Source organism: Vibrio sp. G-C-1 (assembly GCF_021728015.1).
GTDB classification, from domain to species: Bacteria; Pseudomonadota; Gammaproteobacteria; order Enterobacterales; family Vibrionaceae; genus Vibrio; species Vibrio splendidus.
This window is the reverse complement of the sequence record NZ_JAKKCR010000004.1, coordinates 225,234-240,854: the sequence shown is the minus strand read 5'-3', so window position 1 is coordinate 240,854 and position 15,621 is coordinate 225,234. Positions and strand designations below refer to the sequence as shown.

Below are 15,621 nucleotides of genomic sequence, written 5' to 3'. Positions count from 1 at the left end.
GAGGTTTCGCTAGCTAATTGGATAATTTTTAAAGAAAAAACTGCAAAGTCGAAGAATTATCTCATTTTGATGAAAGAGAGGATGAATACTTTTTCAACGGTCAGGTAAATATCGGCACAATGGCATTGACCTTACCCTAAGGGGAACGTTTATAGTTGCGTTGTAAATTCAAAGGTAAGCTATGACAAACACATTCCGAAAAACTTGGATTATTGTTTTCAGCATCATTGCGATGTTGATGTCTAGCTATGCCTCAAGCTCCTCAGCCTTGATGACTGAAGTAATGATGATGGAAATGGGGTCGAGCAAGTCGGCTTGTTACCACAGCGATACTTCGGTTAATGATTCAATGGCAGGGTGTCATGTGATGAGTGAAGAAGTACACGCTGAAGACTCTAACATGAGTGCCCATGCTTTGATGGCTCAATTCGATATGTCTTCAATGAGCGAAGACGGCAGTCCGATGATGGGTAACCATTGTTCGAGTGCCGATTGCTGTGCCTCAATGTGTTCTGCAAGTCCCTATCCAATTCAGGCTGTTCAAGCCGTTGATCAACTTTCCTTTTCATTAGCTCGTTTTCAATCGGTCACGATTGGCCAGAAAGTCGCACGCGCTCAATCTTTGCTACGCCCACCTTCCGCATAAATCTATATCTAAAAATACAGCTCTATCAGTTAGATAAATCTGATAAGCCATTCTTTTTTATGCGCTAATTAGCGCTAGATATGGACATTCATTGTGAATATGAAACCAACAACCTCTGTGTTTGTCATGAACACGAGCTTAGTGGTTGCTGCTGCCTTGCCTATGGCCTTGTTTTCAAGTGCTACGCTCGCGGCTACCACGGCGTCAGCTTCAAATGCTCAACACATTTCAGCACATGACCAAGCAAGCTCGACGCAGCAACTCAATACACTGATTGAGATAGCGTTAAGCGAAGATGGAAATCGCAAACAGTACTTTGCTCAGTCTCAAGCGATGCGAGAAACGGGCATTGCCAGCGCGACCTTAATGGACCCGAAATTGAAAGTTGGATTTGGCGGTTTGCCTGTCGATAGCTTTCAATTCGACGAAGACCCGATGACTAATATATCGGTAGGGCTGATGCAGCAGTTTGAGCGTGGCGATACGCTTAACCTCCAACAGAAAAAGGCAGGCCAACAGGCAGATGCTTTAGCTTTGCAGGTGCAAGCAAGAGAATTGACGGTTGCGAATAGCATGACGCAGCTTTGGCTTGAGTTAGGTTATCAACAAAAAGCTGAGTCGGTGATTCTTCAAAATCGTCGCTTGTTGGTTGAGCTTGAAAACTATGTACAAACCAATTACTCGATTGGTAAAAGTGAAGCGCAAGATCTGCTTAATGCTCAGCTTCAAGTGAGCAAGCTTGATGAGAAACTTCAGGCAAACCAGCAAGTTCAGCGCCGCTTAATCTCTCAGCTTTCTGAATGGTTGGGTTCTGATTGGCTAGGCTCTCAGGTTCTTGATTCTCAGGGCACACTGAATGCAACTAACCAAATCGATTGGTCTTTTTTGGAAAGCAAATTAGCGACCAATATTGATTCAACCAAGCACTACCAGTTACTGACTGACCATCCTTTGGTTAAGATCTCCGATGTCAGTATTTCCTCGAATCAGACTCAGGTTGAGTTAGCCGAGCAAGCTTATACCCCGCAGTTTGGGGTGGAAGTGATGTATGCACACCGTCAAGCCAATAACATGGCAGGTGAACCTGCTTCTGATCTGGTGAGTGCCTATCTGACTGTCGACATCCCGCTGTTTACGGGGAATCGACAAGATAAGAACTTATCGGCTGCTCAGTATCAAGTTGGTGCGGCTAAATCTCAAAAAGACACCTTACTTTCCCAAATGAACGCGCAAGTGAATGCATTGCTGGTGGACAGATCAAATCTGATCCAGCGATTAGATCGCTATCAAACGTCCTTGCTTCCTCAAACCGCAGCACGAATCAGCGCGGTTGAGAGGGGCTATCAAAACAATACCGCTCAGTTTAACGATGTCATTTTAGCAACGACCGATGAGCTAGCGCTTAAGTTAGAGCAACAACGTTTGATCACCGATCTCAACATCGTTAACAGCAAACTAGCGGCGTTAGTCAGTGGCTTTGAATACCAAGTAAACCAACCACAACTCAATTCAAGCGCGACTAAACACACAGCCAATCAATAAGGGAATAGACAATGAGTTCAGTAAAAGTAGCGACTATCGCTTTATTGGTCGGTGGTGCATTGGGTTTTGGTGTGAATCACTTTGTCGTTGGGTCAGCACATAACATGTCAGCAATGGCAACGAGTACCGGCGCCGAAGTAAGTAAACAAACCAAGGATGAACCTCTGTATTGGGTGGCTCCGATGGATCCAAATTATCAGCGTGATAAGCCAGGTCAATCGCCAATGGGGATGGACCTTATCCCTGTGTATGCAGACGATGTGAACGGCGGAGCCAAAGATAAGCCCGGAACCGTGTTTATTGATTCGTCGGTAGAAAATAATCTGGGTGTCAAAACAGCGAAAGTTAAGTTCGAAGCGCTGTCTCCTCGGATTGAAACCGTGGGTTATGTGGCGTTCGATGAAAGTACATTGTGGCAAACCAACGTAAGAGCAGCTGGTTGGGTGGAAAAACTCTCCATCAACGCAGTGGGTGAGAAGGTAAACAAAGGTGATGTGCTTTTCACACTCTATTCTCCAGAGCTTGTTAAAGCACAAGAAGAGTTGATCAGTGCTTATAAAGCGGGTCGTAAAGGTTTGATCAAGGGCTCGACTGAACGCTTGATTACCTTGGGTGTTGATAAGACGCAAATCCGCGCTATTGCGCGACAAGGCAAAGCTTCGCAAACCATTGAAATTAAAGCGCCAGCCGATGGTGTCATTGCAAGTCTGAATATCCGAGAAGGTGGTTACCTTTCACCTGCACAAGCGGTGATCAGTGCTGGTCCATTAGGCGAAGTATGGGTTGATGCTGAGGTGTTTGAGCGCCAAGCGCACTGGATCTCATCAGGCAGCAATGCGGTGATGACGCTAGATGCCATTCCCGGCAAAGAGTGGTTAGGTAATGTCGATTACGTGTACCCAATCCTTGACCCAAAAACTCGAACTTTGCGCGTTCGTTTGAAGTTCTCCAATCCCCATGGCGAGCTTAAGCCAAATATGTTTGCCAATATTGCGCTGAAACCCATCAGTGATGAAGCCGTTCTTACTATCCCAAGATCTTCGGTGATTCACTCCGGTGGTATGACTCGAGTGGTGATGTCAGAAGGTTCTGGCAAGTATCGCTCTGCTCGTATTGAGGTTGGTCGTGAAGCTGGCGAAAAAATAGAGGTGCTTGAAGGGCTAGAGCAAGGCGAAAACATTGTCACTTCTGCTCACTTCATGTTGGATTCTGAATCGAGCCAATCTGCTGATCTGTCACGCATCAATGGTGTTGAGGAAGAAGCTGAAACCGTATGGGCGAACGGTGAAATTTCCGACGTTATGCAAGGCAGCCGTATGGTGACGATTAACCATCAGCCTGTTCCTGAATGGGATTGGCCGGGCATGGTGATGAATTTCACCTTTGCGGAAGGCTTGGACATGAGTGACGTGAAACGTGGTAAGGCGATTGATTTTGAGATGAGAAAGACAGAGTCAGGGCAGTACGAGGTTGTTGATTACAAGGTCAACAAACACAAGATCGCCGGCGAAGTTTGGGTAACGGGTGACATCACCATGTTGATGGCAGATTTTGGCATGATCACTGTAAAACATCAGCCAGTCCCTGAGTGGAATTGGAAAGCGGGTGAAATGAATTTCCAAGCCAGTGATGACCTTGATTTATCTGAGTTTGCCGAGGGTCAAACCATTCGGTTTCTAGTGGCGAAGCAAGGTTCTGATTACGTGCTCAAATCTCTCGAACCGACGAATAGCACGGGTGAGGGCGAACTATGATCAATGCAATCATTCGCTGGTCTATTAGCAACCGCTTCTTAGTGCTGGTTGCTACTGTAGCCATCGTATTTGGCGGCTTATACAGCGTTAAAAATACACCGGTCGATGCCATTCCTGATTTGTCAGATGTTCAGGTAATCATCAAAACCAGTTATCCGGGTCAAGCCCCACAGGTGGTCGAGGATCAGGTGACCTATCCATTGACCACCGCCATGTTAGCTGTACCGGGTACTGAAACAGTTCGTGGCTACTCGTTCTTTGGTGATTCCTATGTCTATATCATCTTCAATGACGATACCGATATGTACTGGGCGCGTTCACGAGTGTTGGAGTACTTAAGCCAAGTTGCACCTAACTTGCCATCGAGTGCCAAGCCAACACTAGGACCCGATGCAACCGGTGTGGGCTGGGTTTACAGCTACGTGTTGCAAGATAAAACAGGTCAGCACGACTTAGCGGAACTTCGTAGTTTGCAAGATTGGTTCTTGAAGTATGAATTGCAAACTGTAGAAGGCGTGTCTGAAGTGGCGACCGTTGGTGGCATGGTGAAGCAGTACCAAGTACAGATTGATCCTGCCAAGTTACGTGCTTACGACCTAACGCTTCAGCAAGTCAACAAGGCAATCCAAGATGGTAATCAAGAAACAGGAGCGTCTGTTGTTGAGATTGCGGAAGCCGAACATATGGTTCGTACCACCGGTTACCTGACAAGCATCGAAGATATTCAATCTCTGCCGCTAAAAGTGACCGACAAAGGTACTCCGCTGCTATTAGGTGACATTGCTGACATTAACCTTGGCCCACAAATGCGTCGTGGTATCTCGGAACTCAATGGTGAGGGTGAAGCGGTTGGCGGCGTTATTGTGATGCGCTTTGGTGAAAATGCCAGTGAAGTGATCGACTCGGTGAAATCCAAGCTCGCTGAACTGCAAGCTGGCTTACCTGATGGTGTCGAGATTGTCGCAACTTATGACCGTTCTACTTTGATTGATTCAGCCGTTGAAAACCTTTGGAAGAAGCTGGCTGAAGAGTTCATCGTGGTCGCCGTCGTGTGTGCGCTGTTCTTGTTCCATATCCGATCATCACTGGTTATCGCGCTAAGTCTGCCTGTCGGTATCTTAGGCGCATTCATCGTTATGCATTGGCAGGGTATTAACGCCAACATTATGTCTCTTGGCGGGATCGCGATTGCGATTGGCGCCATGGTGGATGGTGCCATAGTGATGATTGAGAACGTTCATAAACACATTGAACGGACTCCGCTCACTGACAAAAACCGTTGGCAAGTGATTGGTAAGGCAGCAGAAGAAGTTGGCGCGCCGCTGTTCTTCTCTCTGATTATCATTACCTTGAGTTTTGTGCCTGTGTTCGCGCTAGAAGGGCAAGAGGGCAAGATGTTCTCGCCACTTGCGTTTACCAAGACGTATGCAATGGCCGCTGCAGCCGGTTTGGCTATCACGCTTGTGCCTGTGCTAATGGGTTACTTCATTCGTGGCAACGTGCTACCTGAACACAAAAACCCAGTAAACCGCAGCCTAGTGGCGATGTACAAGCCGCTTCTAAATCTCAGCCTAAAATATCCAAAGGTGATGATTGTTATCGCACTTGGCTTAATGGCGTCTGCTTATTACCCAACCAGTAAGCTTGGTAGTGAATTCATCCCTCCTTTGGACGAAGGGGATTTGATGTACATGCCAACCACGTATCCGGGTATCTCAATAGGTAAGGCTCGTGAGTTGTTGCAACAAACCAACAAGCTCATCAAAACCATTCCAGAAGTCGAAACCACTTGGGGCAAAATTGGCCGAGCAGAGACAGCAACCGATCCTGCGCCACTGACTATGATTGAAACGGTTATTCAGCTTAAACCGCGAGAACAGTGGCGTGACGGTGTCACTACGGAGTCTCTGCGTAAAGAGTTTGATGATCTGATTCAATTCCCCGGTTTGACCAACGCTTGGGTCATGCCAATCAAAACGCGTATCGACATGTTGGCGACCGGTATTAAAACGCCAATTGGTATCAAAATCGCCGGCCCAGATCTGAGCGTGATTGAGGATATTGGCTCTCAACTTGAACCTATCTTGAATGGTGTCAATGGCACGGCCTCTGTCTACGCCGAGCGTGTTGCGGGTGGTCGTTATGTGACGATAGACATCAAACGTCGTTCTGCTGCGCGATATGGTTTGAGCATTAAAGAAGTGCAACAGGTTATTTCGACTGCGGTTGGTGGCATGAACGTGGGCGAAACCGTTGAGGGGCTAGAGCGTTACCCAATCAATGTCCGTTACCCACAAAGCTATCGTGATTCTGTCGTTAAGCTGCAGAACCTGCCGTTAGTGACACCAAATGGAGCGCGAATTGCTTTGTCTGATGTCGCGGATATTCGCTATGAAGATGGGCCACCAATGATTAAGACGGAGAACGCGCGTCCTAATGGCTGGGTGTTCGTTGACATCGAAGGTCGCGACCTTGGTTCTTATGTGGCAGAGGCGCAAAAAGTCGTTACCGATCAAATCGTCTTGCCTGCCGGATATTCACTGGCATGGTCTGGTCAATACGAATACATGGAGCGCGCCAAAGAACGTTTAAGTGTCGTTGTGCCAATTACCATCGCCATCATCATGTTATTGCTCTACCTCAGCTTCCGCCGTGTCGGTGAGGTGATGATGATTATGCTGACATTGCCACTCGCGATGGTTGGTGGCCTATGGCTGATGCATGTCCTCAATTACAACTTCTCGATTGCGGTGGGTGTGGGCTTTATCGCCCTTGCCGGGGTAGCTGTTGAGATAGGCGTCATTATGTTGGTCTACCTAAATCAAGCATGGCACTACAAAAAATTGGATGCGGAGCAGAACCAGCAAGCACTTCAGAGTGAAGACTTAACGGATGCGATTCGTGAGGGTGCAGGACTGCGTGTTCGCCCAGTGATGATGACAGTACTTACGGTGATCATTGGCCTCATTCCAATTATGTATGGCGAGGGAACGGGCTCTGAAGTGATGCAGCGAATTGCCGCGCCGATGATAGGCGGAATGGCGTCGGCACTGTTGCTTACCCTACTGGTTTTGCCTGCAATCTTTAAGCTCTGGAAACAGCGTGAGATTACGCATAGCCAAAACGAGACAAACAAATAACGTATTGATTATTAGCCCTTACTTACCAATACAGAGTGGGTAAGGGCGTACCACATGAACATGTGAAACTAACAAATAAATAACTGAATTAATCTAAGGAACGATCATGAAAAAGACACTTATTGCGATTGCACTGATGTTAACTACTGCAACGGCTTTTGCTGAAATGGACCATTCAGCTGTTGACCATTCAAGTAAAGATCATTCAGGCATGGAACACTCAATGATGAAAAGTGGAGAGATGGATCATTCAAAAATGGATCACAGCATGATGAAGGATGGAAAGATGGACCATTCGATGATGAATATGGAAGGCATGTCTGAAGTGGGTATGCCTGCGACAGGCGCAAAGCCGGATAAAGTGGTTCATGTTCTGTTAAGTGACGATATGAAAATCACATTTAAGAACAAGGTTGATATTGAGCCGAACGACGTGGTGCAGTTCGTTGTAATGAACACAGGCAAGATTGATCATGAATTCTCGATTGGTTCTGCTTCAGAGCAGTTAGAGCATCGTGAAATGATGAAAAACATGGGTAATCACGCTCATGACTCGGGCAGCACAGTTACAGTTAAGCCGGGCAAAGCGAAACAGATACTTTGGCATTTCCATGGTGATAATAACGTAGAGTTCGCGTGTAATATTCCTGGTCACGCGGAAGCGGGTATGGTGAAGTCGTTAACGCTTTAGGCATTATCTAATAGAGCTAGAAATAGCGGCTAGAAAAGTACTAAAAACAGAAAGCTAAAAGATAAGTCTTAGCTCATCACGCTAGTTGAGACTTATCTTTTTTGGCCACTACTGTAATAGGATCGATGTTTCTAGTAGGTGGTGAGCTTCGCCACTGAGGTGCGGTAGCTCGGACATGATCTTCTTAAGTTTGTCGTCGATCGATTCCACTTCATTCAAAGAACGAAACGCAAGCACGGCCTGTTCTGGTTCGCTGTTCACATAACCTTTCAATGTATCTAGCTGAATTTTGTTCGCATTTTCGACTTTTGACAGTGCGACATTAATTGCATCGATATTAATTGTTAACTCATTGCTTTTAAACATTTTTTATTATTTATGGGTTGTTGCTAATGCGCGCACATTAACACAACTGTTTTTTCGGATATTGACCAAGATTATTAAATTGGAACAATTTTGAAAATCATTAAAAGCTGAACTGCAATGTGTGATTTGGATAGGTGTCAGAAATACGAAGCGATTTAAGGAGTTAATAGCTTTGGTTGGTTACTTAGCGTTGATTCGTCAATCTAAGCTTAAACCAAATTAGTTTAATCAGTATAGATTTAATGACTATGGATTTATCGAACGGAGAAAGTTTTTGAATAGGGTATCGCTGGAAGAAAGCATGTCATGGAGCTTAAGGAGAAGTTGGAGCGTGCAGCGGGAATCGAACCCGCATCATCAGCTTGGAAGGCTGAGGTAATAGCCATTATACGATGCACGCACACTGTCTTAAGAGTAAGACTGAGGCATCAAGAAGACTGGAGCGTACAGCGGGAATCGAACCCGCATCATCAGCTTGGAAGGCTGAGGTAATAGCCATTATACGATGTACGCACATCGTCTTAACGAGAGTGATAATGCCACATCTAACTGAAAACGAAACCTTTTTCTTTCATTTTTATTCTAAGTGCTCGCATAACCACCACACCGCTAGTTTTTCAATCATGTTCGGCGTTTTCAGAGTGAATAAAATGTGACTAAACTCTCGCTAAACGGAGGGCGAGAAACAATGGAAAATCCCCCGCTATTTCTGTGACAAATTCGGTTTGATTTATAAACCAGTTTGTTGGTGTTAGCTTGTCATAAAACCCATACAAATTAAGGAATTTGGAGTGTTAACATAAACTGATTTTTAATCGTGTTTTGGCGTCCATTAATAACAATATGGATGCATAAATTTAACTTACCAACCAGTCGAAGTATTCAGGAAACTAATCCCAAATGAGTAGAGTTATACGCACCTTTAAGCGTTCGAAGAAAAAAGTAACGAGTTGAGTTGATAATTTACGCAAAAGTCTCGTCAATCCGTCTATCGTTTGGTACATTTGCCGCACATTTTGTCTCCCCTAAAATACCCATGCCTTCTCAGTTCCGAATTAACAAAATTGTTGAAATTGGTGACACTCTTCACCGCAGTGGTTGTGCTCCTTACAAGCTAGAGAAATACACTCAATTCTATGCAAAAAAGCATGGTGTTGATGTGATGATCCAAGCTACGCCAACTGCGATTAACTATCAATTTCCAGACGATAACAACGCCGTTATTCTTAAGCGTCTAAAGCCTGCGTCAATTAACCTGAGTTTGTTGGCCAATACGATCATTCGTATTAACCAGCCAAGCAGTGAGCCTGTACCAGAGCCTGTCGGTTACTCTAAATTTGTGACGGCACTTGCCAATATGGGTATTCCGCCTGCGTATTTGATGCTGGTGGGCAGTACGTTGGAAGCGGTGGGTTTTTCTGCGTTATTGGGTTTGATGGTTTGGGTCTGTCAGCAAGTCCTTCATTCACGTCGCGCTATCGCAGTTGAATTCATCTCGGCATTGTTAACGGGTATCTTTGTAGCGTTTTTGGCGAGCACAGGGTTGCCGATTCCTGTGTGGGCGTTGTGTATCGCCTCGATCGTCTTGTTTGTCCCCGGGTTATCCATAGCCAACGCACTAGAATGTTTGGCGTTTAATGACTTGGTTTCTGGTACCAGCTTGCTAGGGCAGAGCGCCTTAACCCTGATTAAGCTGTTTGTAGGGATTATCATGGGGCTCAACATCGGTGAAGCGATATGGGGACAAGCGGTCTCCATCGACTATACCAATGCGGTACCGATGTGGATGCACATATCTGGCTTGGTGCTGATCTCTGTTTCTATCGGTGTGATGTTCAATGCGCGACCTAAAGACATCTTACTTGGTTTACCAGTAGCGGTTCTCGGTATGTGGGGCCCGTTCTATCTAGGTTTTGATAGTGGTTGGGTTGTCGGTACTTGGGTTACGACGGTTCTTATTACTTTGTACGGGACTTGGATTGCCAAGAAGATGGAGCTCACGGGCTCTATTTATATCGTGCAAGGGATCATCATCTTGGTTCCGGGTAGCCGAGTATTAGTGAGTGCCAGCCAATCGGTGTTTGAACAATCGATTCTGCCTATCCCGAGTATTGGTTTGTCGGCGTTATTTATGTTCTCTGCAATCGTGGCAGGGCAAATCACCGCTTACTCGATTTACTCACCAAAAGTCGAACGTTAAGCCGTTCCGCTTTTCAAACCTTTAAACAAACACAGCTTAGCGGCTGTGTTTGTTCGTTTTAGGTACTGCTCTTTTTTAAGACAATTAGCTCTCCGTAAAACTTGTTAGATTTATGCTCGCTAAGCCTGACAAGAGTCATTAAAATGGAACAAATTCTATTTAAATGAAGTATTAACGTATGTCTTTACCTCCTTGTCCGCAATGCCAATCTGAATATGTCTACCCAGACCAAAACAACCTAATCTGCCCTGAGTGTGCCTATGAGTGGAATCCAGAAGAAGAGCGTTTAGAAAGAGAAGCCGCGCGTGTTAAGGACGTAAATGGCGTTGTATTGGAAAGTGGCGATAAAGTTACCTTCATTAAAGATCTAAAAATCAAAGGCAGTTCTAGCGTACTGAAAATCGGCACTAAAGCCGTGATTCGACGCATCAACGAAGGCAAAGATCACCAGCTAGATTGCAAGTTGGATGGTGGCGGTGAAATGTTGGTTACGGCGAAGTACGTTAAGAAGCAATAGTCGATAATCGGTCAAAATTGCGAGTTGCTACTGAACTAATTAGCGTAAAAACCGGAGGAGAATCAACATTATATGGACATGGTTAAAGCTGCTCTTTCGCATTCAACTGCCTTTCATCACTATGTGAATGCCTGTACTGAAGATGGGTTAGATATTTACACGGGCATTTCTGATGGCAGTGATGCCTATTTGGAAAGACGAATTGCTTATTCAAAAGGTGAGGGTTTGCCAGAAGGGTGGACGCCTGCTTCTACTTATTTTTGTTTCGAGTCTGGACGTATTCTTGGAGTGATAAGAGTTCGTCATGGCACCAGTCCGTACATTCACGATGTCATAGGACATATAGGCTACGAGACTTTGCCACAAGCAAGAGGGCAAGGTATCGCAAGTCATATGTTGTCTTGGGTCCAACGTCACGTACTGACCGAAAACGCTATTATTACCTGTGAGTACCGCAATATTGCTTCGCAAAAAGTGATTGAGAAGTGTGGTGGGCAGTTCTTAAATACCTTTTACTCACAGCAAGATAAACGCGAAGTTCTACGCTATCAACTAAACCCTAAATGAACACTGAAGCATGGCACCTTCCAATTCTCACTTGCTTGTCGTGAGCGAGCTTTTTGGAAATGAACCCGCTGTTGTTTCTTATTCATTGGTTATAGTTCATTGATTATTGTTGGAGATATTTTGAAGTATTCGACAAGACCCGCTCAGTCATCAGATTATGAATTTCTGTTCGAGCTGAAAAAGGCGGCTGAATTTGAGTCAATCAAAGCTGTTTTTGGCTGGGATGAGCAAATTCAACGAGATATACACGCCGAAGAGTGGGCAGAAGAACGGCCTGAAATCATTGAATATCAAAGCAAAGCGATTGGCAGTGTGTTGCTGCAAGACAAAGGCGACCACTTCTATTTTTGCCGGTTCTTCTTACTGCCTGAATATCATGGCAAAGGTATTGGTAGCCAAGTACTGAAAGATTGCTTAACTAAGGCTGACAGCCTCAATAAACCCGTCGAACTTTGTTACCTACAAGGTAATCGAGTTGGGGAGTTGTATCTAAGGTTTGGCTTCGAAATCACTTCGCAAAATGATCAGTTTGTCTATATGTGTCGCAAATAGTTAGTAATAATAGAGATGAACTCATTCCTTTTAGCCTGTATCTCTATCAGATAGTTGCCATAATCTGCCAACAGAGGTCGTGTAAATAAGAGAATTGTCAGTGGAATTATAAAATAATGCCAACCATATCAATATTTTATGAATCTGTGTTTTCGGTCCGGTTTTTTAATGATAGGGTCTCCGAATAATTATATTGATAAGAATAAAGGCTTTATATGAATAAGTTTCTGATTGTTGCGTTATCTGCGGCTGCGAGTATCTCAGGGTGCAAAAGTATTCCTAATTCGGCTACGGACACATTGTCAGAACCTCAAGGTAACGGGGCGTTAGCTATTGCGACCAACATCTCTAAGTACGACTCAAGTTACCCATGCGAAACATTTTCGTTTGACATACAAGAAAAAGTTGATGGTAAATTAGTTAACTCTGAACCACAAACCTTACGTGTATTTGTGTATGAAGACACGAAGTACGCACTGTTTGATGGTATCAAACCGGGCGACTATGTATTAACTCAGTTTCGATGCAATATGCGTCGTGGCCTTGTTGCTAACGATGGCAGGTCGTATCTCAGTCTTGACCTAGAAACTGAACATACCATCAAGGCGAACACAATAACGATGTCTTCAAACTTCATTCAAGCGACTCAAGATGAAGATCGGTCTTTTGCTTTAAACGTTGGTATTTGGCAATCGCAAGATGTTGTGCATTTCCAGAATCTACTAACGAACGAAGTGAGTAATAAATGGGAAGTGGGTGGCTTTGAAGGCTAAATAAGTTCATCACTATGGCAGCTTTTATTGCTGCCATAGATACTGTGACCCATCGGGTTATTTTAATGCTAGCGCTAAGCCAAAAGATACCAATCCAACCCCACACGCTTGATTAAGCCTTTTCTTTGCTCTCAATAGATGTTTTTGCAATGTATTCGAAGTAAACAGCATAACGACAACGCCAAACCACAAGCCGTGAAGAACGATCATGTAAAGCCCATAGCCGAGTGCGAGATGTTGGTTTTCTGCATGGGGTGAGGAAACGCAAGTCGTATGTTGTCTTGGGTTCAACAACATGTATTGAATGAAAGCGCTATTATTGCGTGCGATAGGGGCAATATTGCTTCGCAAAAAGTGATTGAGAAGTGCGGTGGACAATTCCTGAATACCTTTTATTCAGAGCAAGATAAACACGAAGTCTTACGTTACCAACTAGAACTTAAGCGTAGCATTTGTTGGTTTTATCGTGCCCCGATTTAAACGAAAATGAAGCCATAGCCAATTATTGTTGGAGGTGTTTGAAGCATTCAGCAAGACCCGCTCAGTCATCAGATTATGAATTTCTGTTCGAGCTTAAGAAGGCTGCTGAGTTTGAACCGATCAAAGCCGTATTTGGCTGGGATTAGCAAGTTCAGCAAGATAAAGGCGACCACTTCTATTTTTGCCGATTCTTCTTACTGCCTGAATATCATGGTAGAGGCATCGGTAGCCAAGTACTGAAAGATTGCTTAACTAAGGCTGATAGCCTCAATAAACCAGTCGAAATTTGTTACCTACAAGGTAATCAAGTTGGGGATCTGTATCTAAGGTTTGGCTTCGAAACCATCTCGCAAAACGATCAGTTTGTTTATATGTGGTACGTATCGACTGGAATTGGCAATGAATTGTCACCGATTTTAAAAAATCGTGTGCGAGAAGAATTTTCGGTGTGAGTTTGAGTGTAACTGATTAAATTTATAGTATTTTTCTTAATATAATTCATAATGCATATATATCTAATAAGAAACATAAAGGCTTGGTATGAAGAAAATTTTAGCTATTGCACTAGCTAGTACAGTAGTTGGTTGTAAAACACTTCCAAACGATTCAACAAACACTTTAGCAAGTCCACACGGCGATGGTGCGTTGGCGATTGCAACCGTTATCTCTAAATATGACTCAACTTATCCATGCGAAACATTTACATTTGATATGCAACGCGAAAATGAAGGTGAAGTAGAGACCGTCGAACCAGAAACACTTCGGTTTTTTGTATATGAAGATAAAGAATATGCACTTTTTGATGGTATTAAACCAGGAAATTACGTTCTCTCTCAATTTAGATGCAATATAGAACGTGGTTACGTAGTTGATGGCAAATCGCATCTCTCAATTGATATTGAGACAAGTGTAGCTATTGAAGCAAATGCAGTAACAGTGTCGCCGGAATTAATCTACGCGACACAAGATGAGGATCTATCTTTTAGTATTCGTATTCAAGCATTGCCGGGGTATGTAAAAGCTATTGAACCTTCTTTATCTGAGGCAATCGACGACAACTGGAAGTTAATTTTTCCTGACAGTTAAATGAGAGGCCACCTTGGTGATAATAGCATTAAGGTGGTTGATTGTAATTTGAGCCTTCCAAAGGCTAAAACTCAACGCTCTTATATCATTAGATATTAAGTTTATACTGCTATATCTTGAGGCGGAACGCCAAAAGTTTTCTTAAAGGCGCTGGTGAAGTTAGAAGGGTGCTGATAACCCGCTTCATAGGCCGCTTCGGTTATTGAAACCAAGCCACGCTCTAAGTGTTGGCGCGCGATATCCAGACGTCGGTACCGGATATAGCCGTTAATAGTCAGGTTGTAAGATTGCTTAAATCGACGCTGAAGATTGGAAATGCTCATCGAGAACTTACTCGCGATGCTTTCAAGGCTGAGTTGTTGATCTAGGTTGATTTCAATGTAGCTGATGATGTCTTCAATCTTGGCATCGAAACTCTTTGATGTACTGGCCATATCAAGGTTTACACTCGAGTTTGTATTGTGTGAGGCGATGACTGGATCTGTGCTCTCTGTATTTGTGAGGTCATCATCGGAAGTACATAGCTGACAACATTGAATCGGCATCTGCGACAGGGTTTGTGCAAGTAACTGTTGGGTGAGTGTTTCGACTATTAACTTGTCTTGAAAATTAGTTGGTGTCGCTTGGCTGGTTAATATGTTCGTTAATTGAATGATGTCAGGGTTTAGCTCTAACTCGTAAAACGCTTTGTGTGAATCTAGGAATGATTTGCTAGAACAGTGGTCACTTAAACGAGGCTCGACCCATTGCGGCTTAACCAAGATGTTGATCTTATTTATCTTATTACCTTGGATTAAAGAACGTCTAAAGTTGGCAGGCTTGGCAAGGTTCACCACCACACCTTGTGGCCCTGTACTGGCATCGAGATCGAACTCGAGATCGTCGTAACCAAAGGTGAGTTTTCCCTCAAGAAGAATCGTAATCAGGATGGCGGAGTGGGCGGTCGATACGATGTTGCTGTCGACCAATTCAACACAACGACCGCCATGTACAAAAATCTGGTCATTGTATTGGTAAGAAAGGAATTTCCCCTCAGCAAGTGACGTTTGCTTGGTTTGGCCTTGCGTCACGATGATCTGCTTTTCCGTCTGTTCTAGCTTTTTGGTCAGGGCTATTTTCTTAGTAAATGTCGACTTTTTGGCGATTACATTTGCTTTTGCCACAGCCGTTTCGGCAAGTTTAGTCTGCTTTGATGTTACTTCACCCATTTGACCGTTCCTCATAACATCTGTGCGTTTTTGCATAAGCAAATCATCTGTGCATTTATAAATTACAACTCTATCATATTTGAGAATTATTATCATTTA

The 15,621-nt window shown here is 44.1% G+C and carries 13 protein-coding genes, 2 tRNA genes and 3 pseudogenes; 13 read left to right on the top strand and 5 right to left on the bottom strand.

Annotated features, from left to right (window positions below):
- Nucleotides 1-181: 181 nt before the first annotated feature.
- From L3V36_RS08445 to L3V36_RS08425, 5 genes are all read left to right on the top strand, one after another.
- The gene (locus L3V36_RS08445; protein ID WP_017059270.1) at nucleotides 182-646 is read left to right on the top strand and encodes a hypothetical protein; all 465 of its coding nucleotides are present in this window, start codon (nucleotides 182-184) and stop codon (nucleotides 644-646) included.
- 99 nt (nucleotides 647-745) lie between these two features.
- Nucleotides 746-2,188, top strand: coding sequence for a TolC family protein (locus tag L3V36_RS08440; protein WP_004731496.1), 1,443 nt, complete (start codon nucleotides 746-748; stop codon nucleotides 2,186-2,188).
- An 11-nt stretch (nucleotides 2,189-2,199) separates the two neighbouring features.
- A complete protein-coding gene (locus tag L3V36_RS08435; RefSeq protein WP_208775299.1) occupies nucleotides 2,200-3,942 on the top strand; it encodes an efflux RND transporter periplasmic adaptor subunit in 1,743 nt (580 codons plus the stop codon).
- On the top strand, nucleotides 3,939-7,082 hold the full coding sequence (locus L3V36_RS08430) for an efflux RND transporter permease subunit (RefSeq protein WP_208775300.1): 3,144 nt from the start codon (nucleotides 3,939-3,941) through the stop codon (nucleotides 7,080-7,082). The genes L3V36_RS08435 and L3V36_RS08430 overlap by 4 nt, the downstream gene beginning before the upstream one ends.
- A gap of 106 nt (nucleotides 7,083-7,188) precedes the next feature.
- On the top strand, nucleotides 7,189-7,773 hold the full coding sequence (locus L3V36_RS08425; protein ID WP_208775302.1) for a cupredoxin family protein: 585 nt from the start codon (nucleotides 7,189-7,191) through the stop codon (nucleotides 7,771-7,773).
- Between the two features lie 108 nt (nucleotides 7,774-7,881).
- Here the strand turns inward: L3V36_RS08425 and L3V36_RS08420 are convergent, their stop codons facing one another.
- The 3 genes from L3V36_RS08420 to L3V36_RS08410 form a co-directional block, all read right to left on the bottom strand.
- The gene (locus L3V36_RS08420; RefSeq protein ID WP_102447783.1) at nucleotides 7,882-8,139 is read right to left on the bottom strand and encodes a hypothetical protein; all 258 of its coding nucleotides are present in this window, start codon (nucleotides 8,137-8,139) and stop codon (nucleotides 7,882-7,884) included.
- Between the two features lie 325 nt (nucleotides 8,140-8,464).
- Nucleotides 8,465-8,539: transfer RNA gene (locus L3V36_RS08415), tRNA-Gly, on the bottom strand.
- Between the two features lie 38 nt (nucleotides 8,540-8,577).
- Nucleotides 8,578-8,652: transfer RNA gene (locus tag L3V36_RS08410), tRNA-Gly, on the bottom strand.
- A gap of 523 nt (nucleotides 8,653-9,175) precedes the next feature.
- Here L3V36_RS08410 and L3V36_RS08405 point away from each other — a divergent pair.
- The 5 genes from L3V36_RS08405 (at nucleotide 9,176) to L3V36_RS08385 (ending at nucleotide 12,748) form a co-directional block, all read left to right on the top strand.
- Nucleotides 9,176-10,339 carry a threonine/serine exporter family protein gene (locus tag L3V36_RS08405; protein ID WP_004731486.1) on the top strand — a complete coding sequence of 388 codons (1,164 nt, stop codon included), beginning with the start codon at nucleotides 9,176-9,178 and terminating at the stop codon, nucleotides 10,337-10,339.
- A gap of 178 nt (nucleotides 10,340-10,517) precedes the next feature.
- Nucleotides 10,518-10,856 (top strand): zinc ribbon domain-containing protein YjdM, encoded by a 339-nt coding sequence (locus tag L3V36_RS08400; protein ID WP_004731484.1) that lies wholly within the window; start codon nucleotides 10,518-10,520, stop codon nucleotides 10,854-10,856.
- Between the two features lie 72 nt (nucleotides 10,857-10,928).
- Nucleotides 10,929-11,423: a GNAT family N-acetyltransferase gene (locus L3V36_RS08395; RefSeq protein WP_102447782.1), complete on the top strand. Its 495-nt coding sequence runs from the start codon at nucleotides 10,929-10,931 to the stop codon at nucleotides 11,421-11,423.
- Between the two features lie 120 nt (nucleotides 11,424-11,543).
- Entirely contained in the window at nucleotides 11,544-11,975 is a 432-nt protein-coding gene (locus L3V36_RS08390; RefSeq protein WP_102447781.1) for a GNAT family N-acetyltransferase, read from the top strand.
- 215 nt (nucleotides 11,976-12,190) lie between these two features.
- On the top strand, nucleotides 12,191-12,748 hold the full coding sequence (locus tag L3V36_RS08385) for a hypothetical protein (RefSeq protein ID WP_102447780.1): 558 nt from the start codon (nucleotides 12,191-12,193) through the stop codon (nucleotides 12,746-12,748).
- 57 nt (nucleotides 12,749-12,805) lie between these two features.
- On the opposite strand, the pseudogene L3V36_RS08380 reads toward L3V36_RS08385, so the two are convergent.
- Nucleotides 12,806-13,006 (bottom strand): annotated as a pseudogene (locus tag L3V36_RS08380) (LysE family translocator); the annotation flags it as partial.
- Nucleotides 13,007-13,012: 6 nt separating this feature from the next.
- Between L3V36_RS08380 and L3V36_RS08375 the strand changes: the two are divergent.
- The 3 genes and pseudogenes from L3V36_RS08375 to L3V36_RS08365 form a co-directional block, all read left to right on the top strand.
- Nucleotides 13,013-13,228 (top strand): annotated as a pseudogene (locus tag L3V36_RS08375) (hypothetical protein); the annotation flags it as partial.
- Nucleotides 13,229-13,266: 38 nt separating this feature from the next.
- A pseudogene (locus L3V36_RS08370) lies at nucleotides 13,267-13,680 on the top strand (GNAT family N-acetyltransferase).
- A gap of 88 nt (nucleotides 13,681-13,768) precedes the next feature.
- A complete protein-coding gene (locus L3V36_RS08365) occupies nucleotides 13,769-14,314 on the top strand; it encodes a hypothetical protein (RefSeq protein ID WP_102444217.1) in 546 nt (181 codons plus the stop codon).
- A gap of 101 nt (nucleotides 14,315-14,415) precedes the next feature.
- On the opposite strand, the gene L3V36_RS08360 is transcribed toward L3V36_RS08365, so the two are convergent.
- Entirely contained in the window at nucleotides 14,416-15,618 is a 1,203-nt protein-coding gene (locus L3V36_RS08360; protein WP_208775304.1) for an AraC family transcriptional regulator, read from the bottom strand.
- Nucleotides 15,619-15,621 lie beyond the last annotated feature (3 nt).

Coding starts and splice junctions, on each gene's coding strand:
- L3V36_RS08445 (WP_017059270.1), top strand. CDS start 182: ATGACAAACACATTCCGAAAAACTTGGATTATTGTTTTCAGCATCATT.
- L3V36_RS08440 (WP_004731496.1), top strand. CDS start 746: ATGAAACCAACAACCTCTGTGTTTGTCATGAACACGAGCTTAGTGGTT.
- L3V36_RS08435 (WP_208775299.1), top strand. CDS start 2,200: ATGAGTTCAGTAAAAGTAGCGACTATCGCTTTATTGGTCGGTGGTGCA.
- L3V36_RS08430 (WP_208775300.1), top strand. CDS start 3,939: ATGATCAATGCAATCATTCGCTGGTCTATTAGCAACCGCTTCTTAGTG.
- L3V36_RS08425 (WP_208775302.1), top strand. CDS start 7,189: ATGAAAAAGACACTTATTGCGATTGCACTGATGTTAACTACTGCAACG.
- L3V36_RS08420 (WP_102447783.1), bottom strand. CDS start 8,139: ATGTTTAAAAGCAATGAGTTAACAATTAATATCGATGCAATTAATGTC.
- L3V36_RS08405 (WP_004731486.1), top strand. CDS start 9,176: ATGCCTTCTCAGTTCCGAATTAACAAAATTGTTGAAATTGGTGACACT.
- L3V36_RS08400 (WP_004731484.1), top strand. CDS start 10,518: ATGTCTTTACCTCCTTGTCCGCAATGCCAATCTGAATATGTCTACCCA.
- L3V36_RS08395 (WP_102447782.1), top strand. CDS start 10,929: ATGGACATGGTTAAAGCTGCTCTTTCGCATTCAACTGCCTTTCATCAC.
- L3V36_RS08385 (WP_102447780.1), top strand. CDS start 12,191: ATGAATAAGTTTCTGATTGTTGCGTTATCTGCGGCTGCGAGTATCTCA.
- L3V36_RS08365 (WP_102444217.1), top strand. CDS start 13,769: ATGAAGAAAATTTTAGCTATTGCACTAGCTAGTACAGTAGTTGGTTGT.
- L3V36_RS08360 (WP_208775304.1), bottom strand. CDS start 15,618: ATGATAATAATTCTCAAATATGATAGAGTTGTAATTTATAAATGCACA.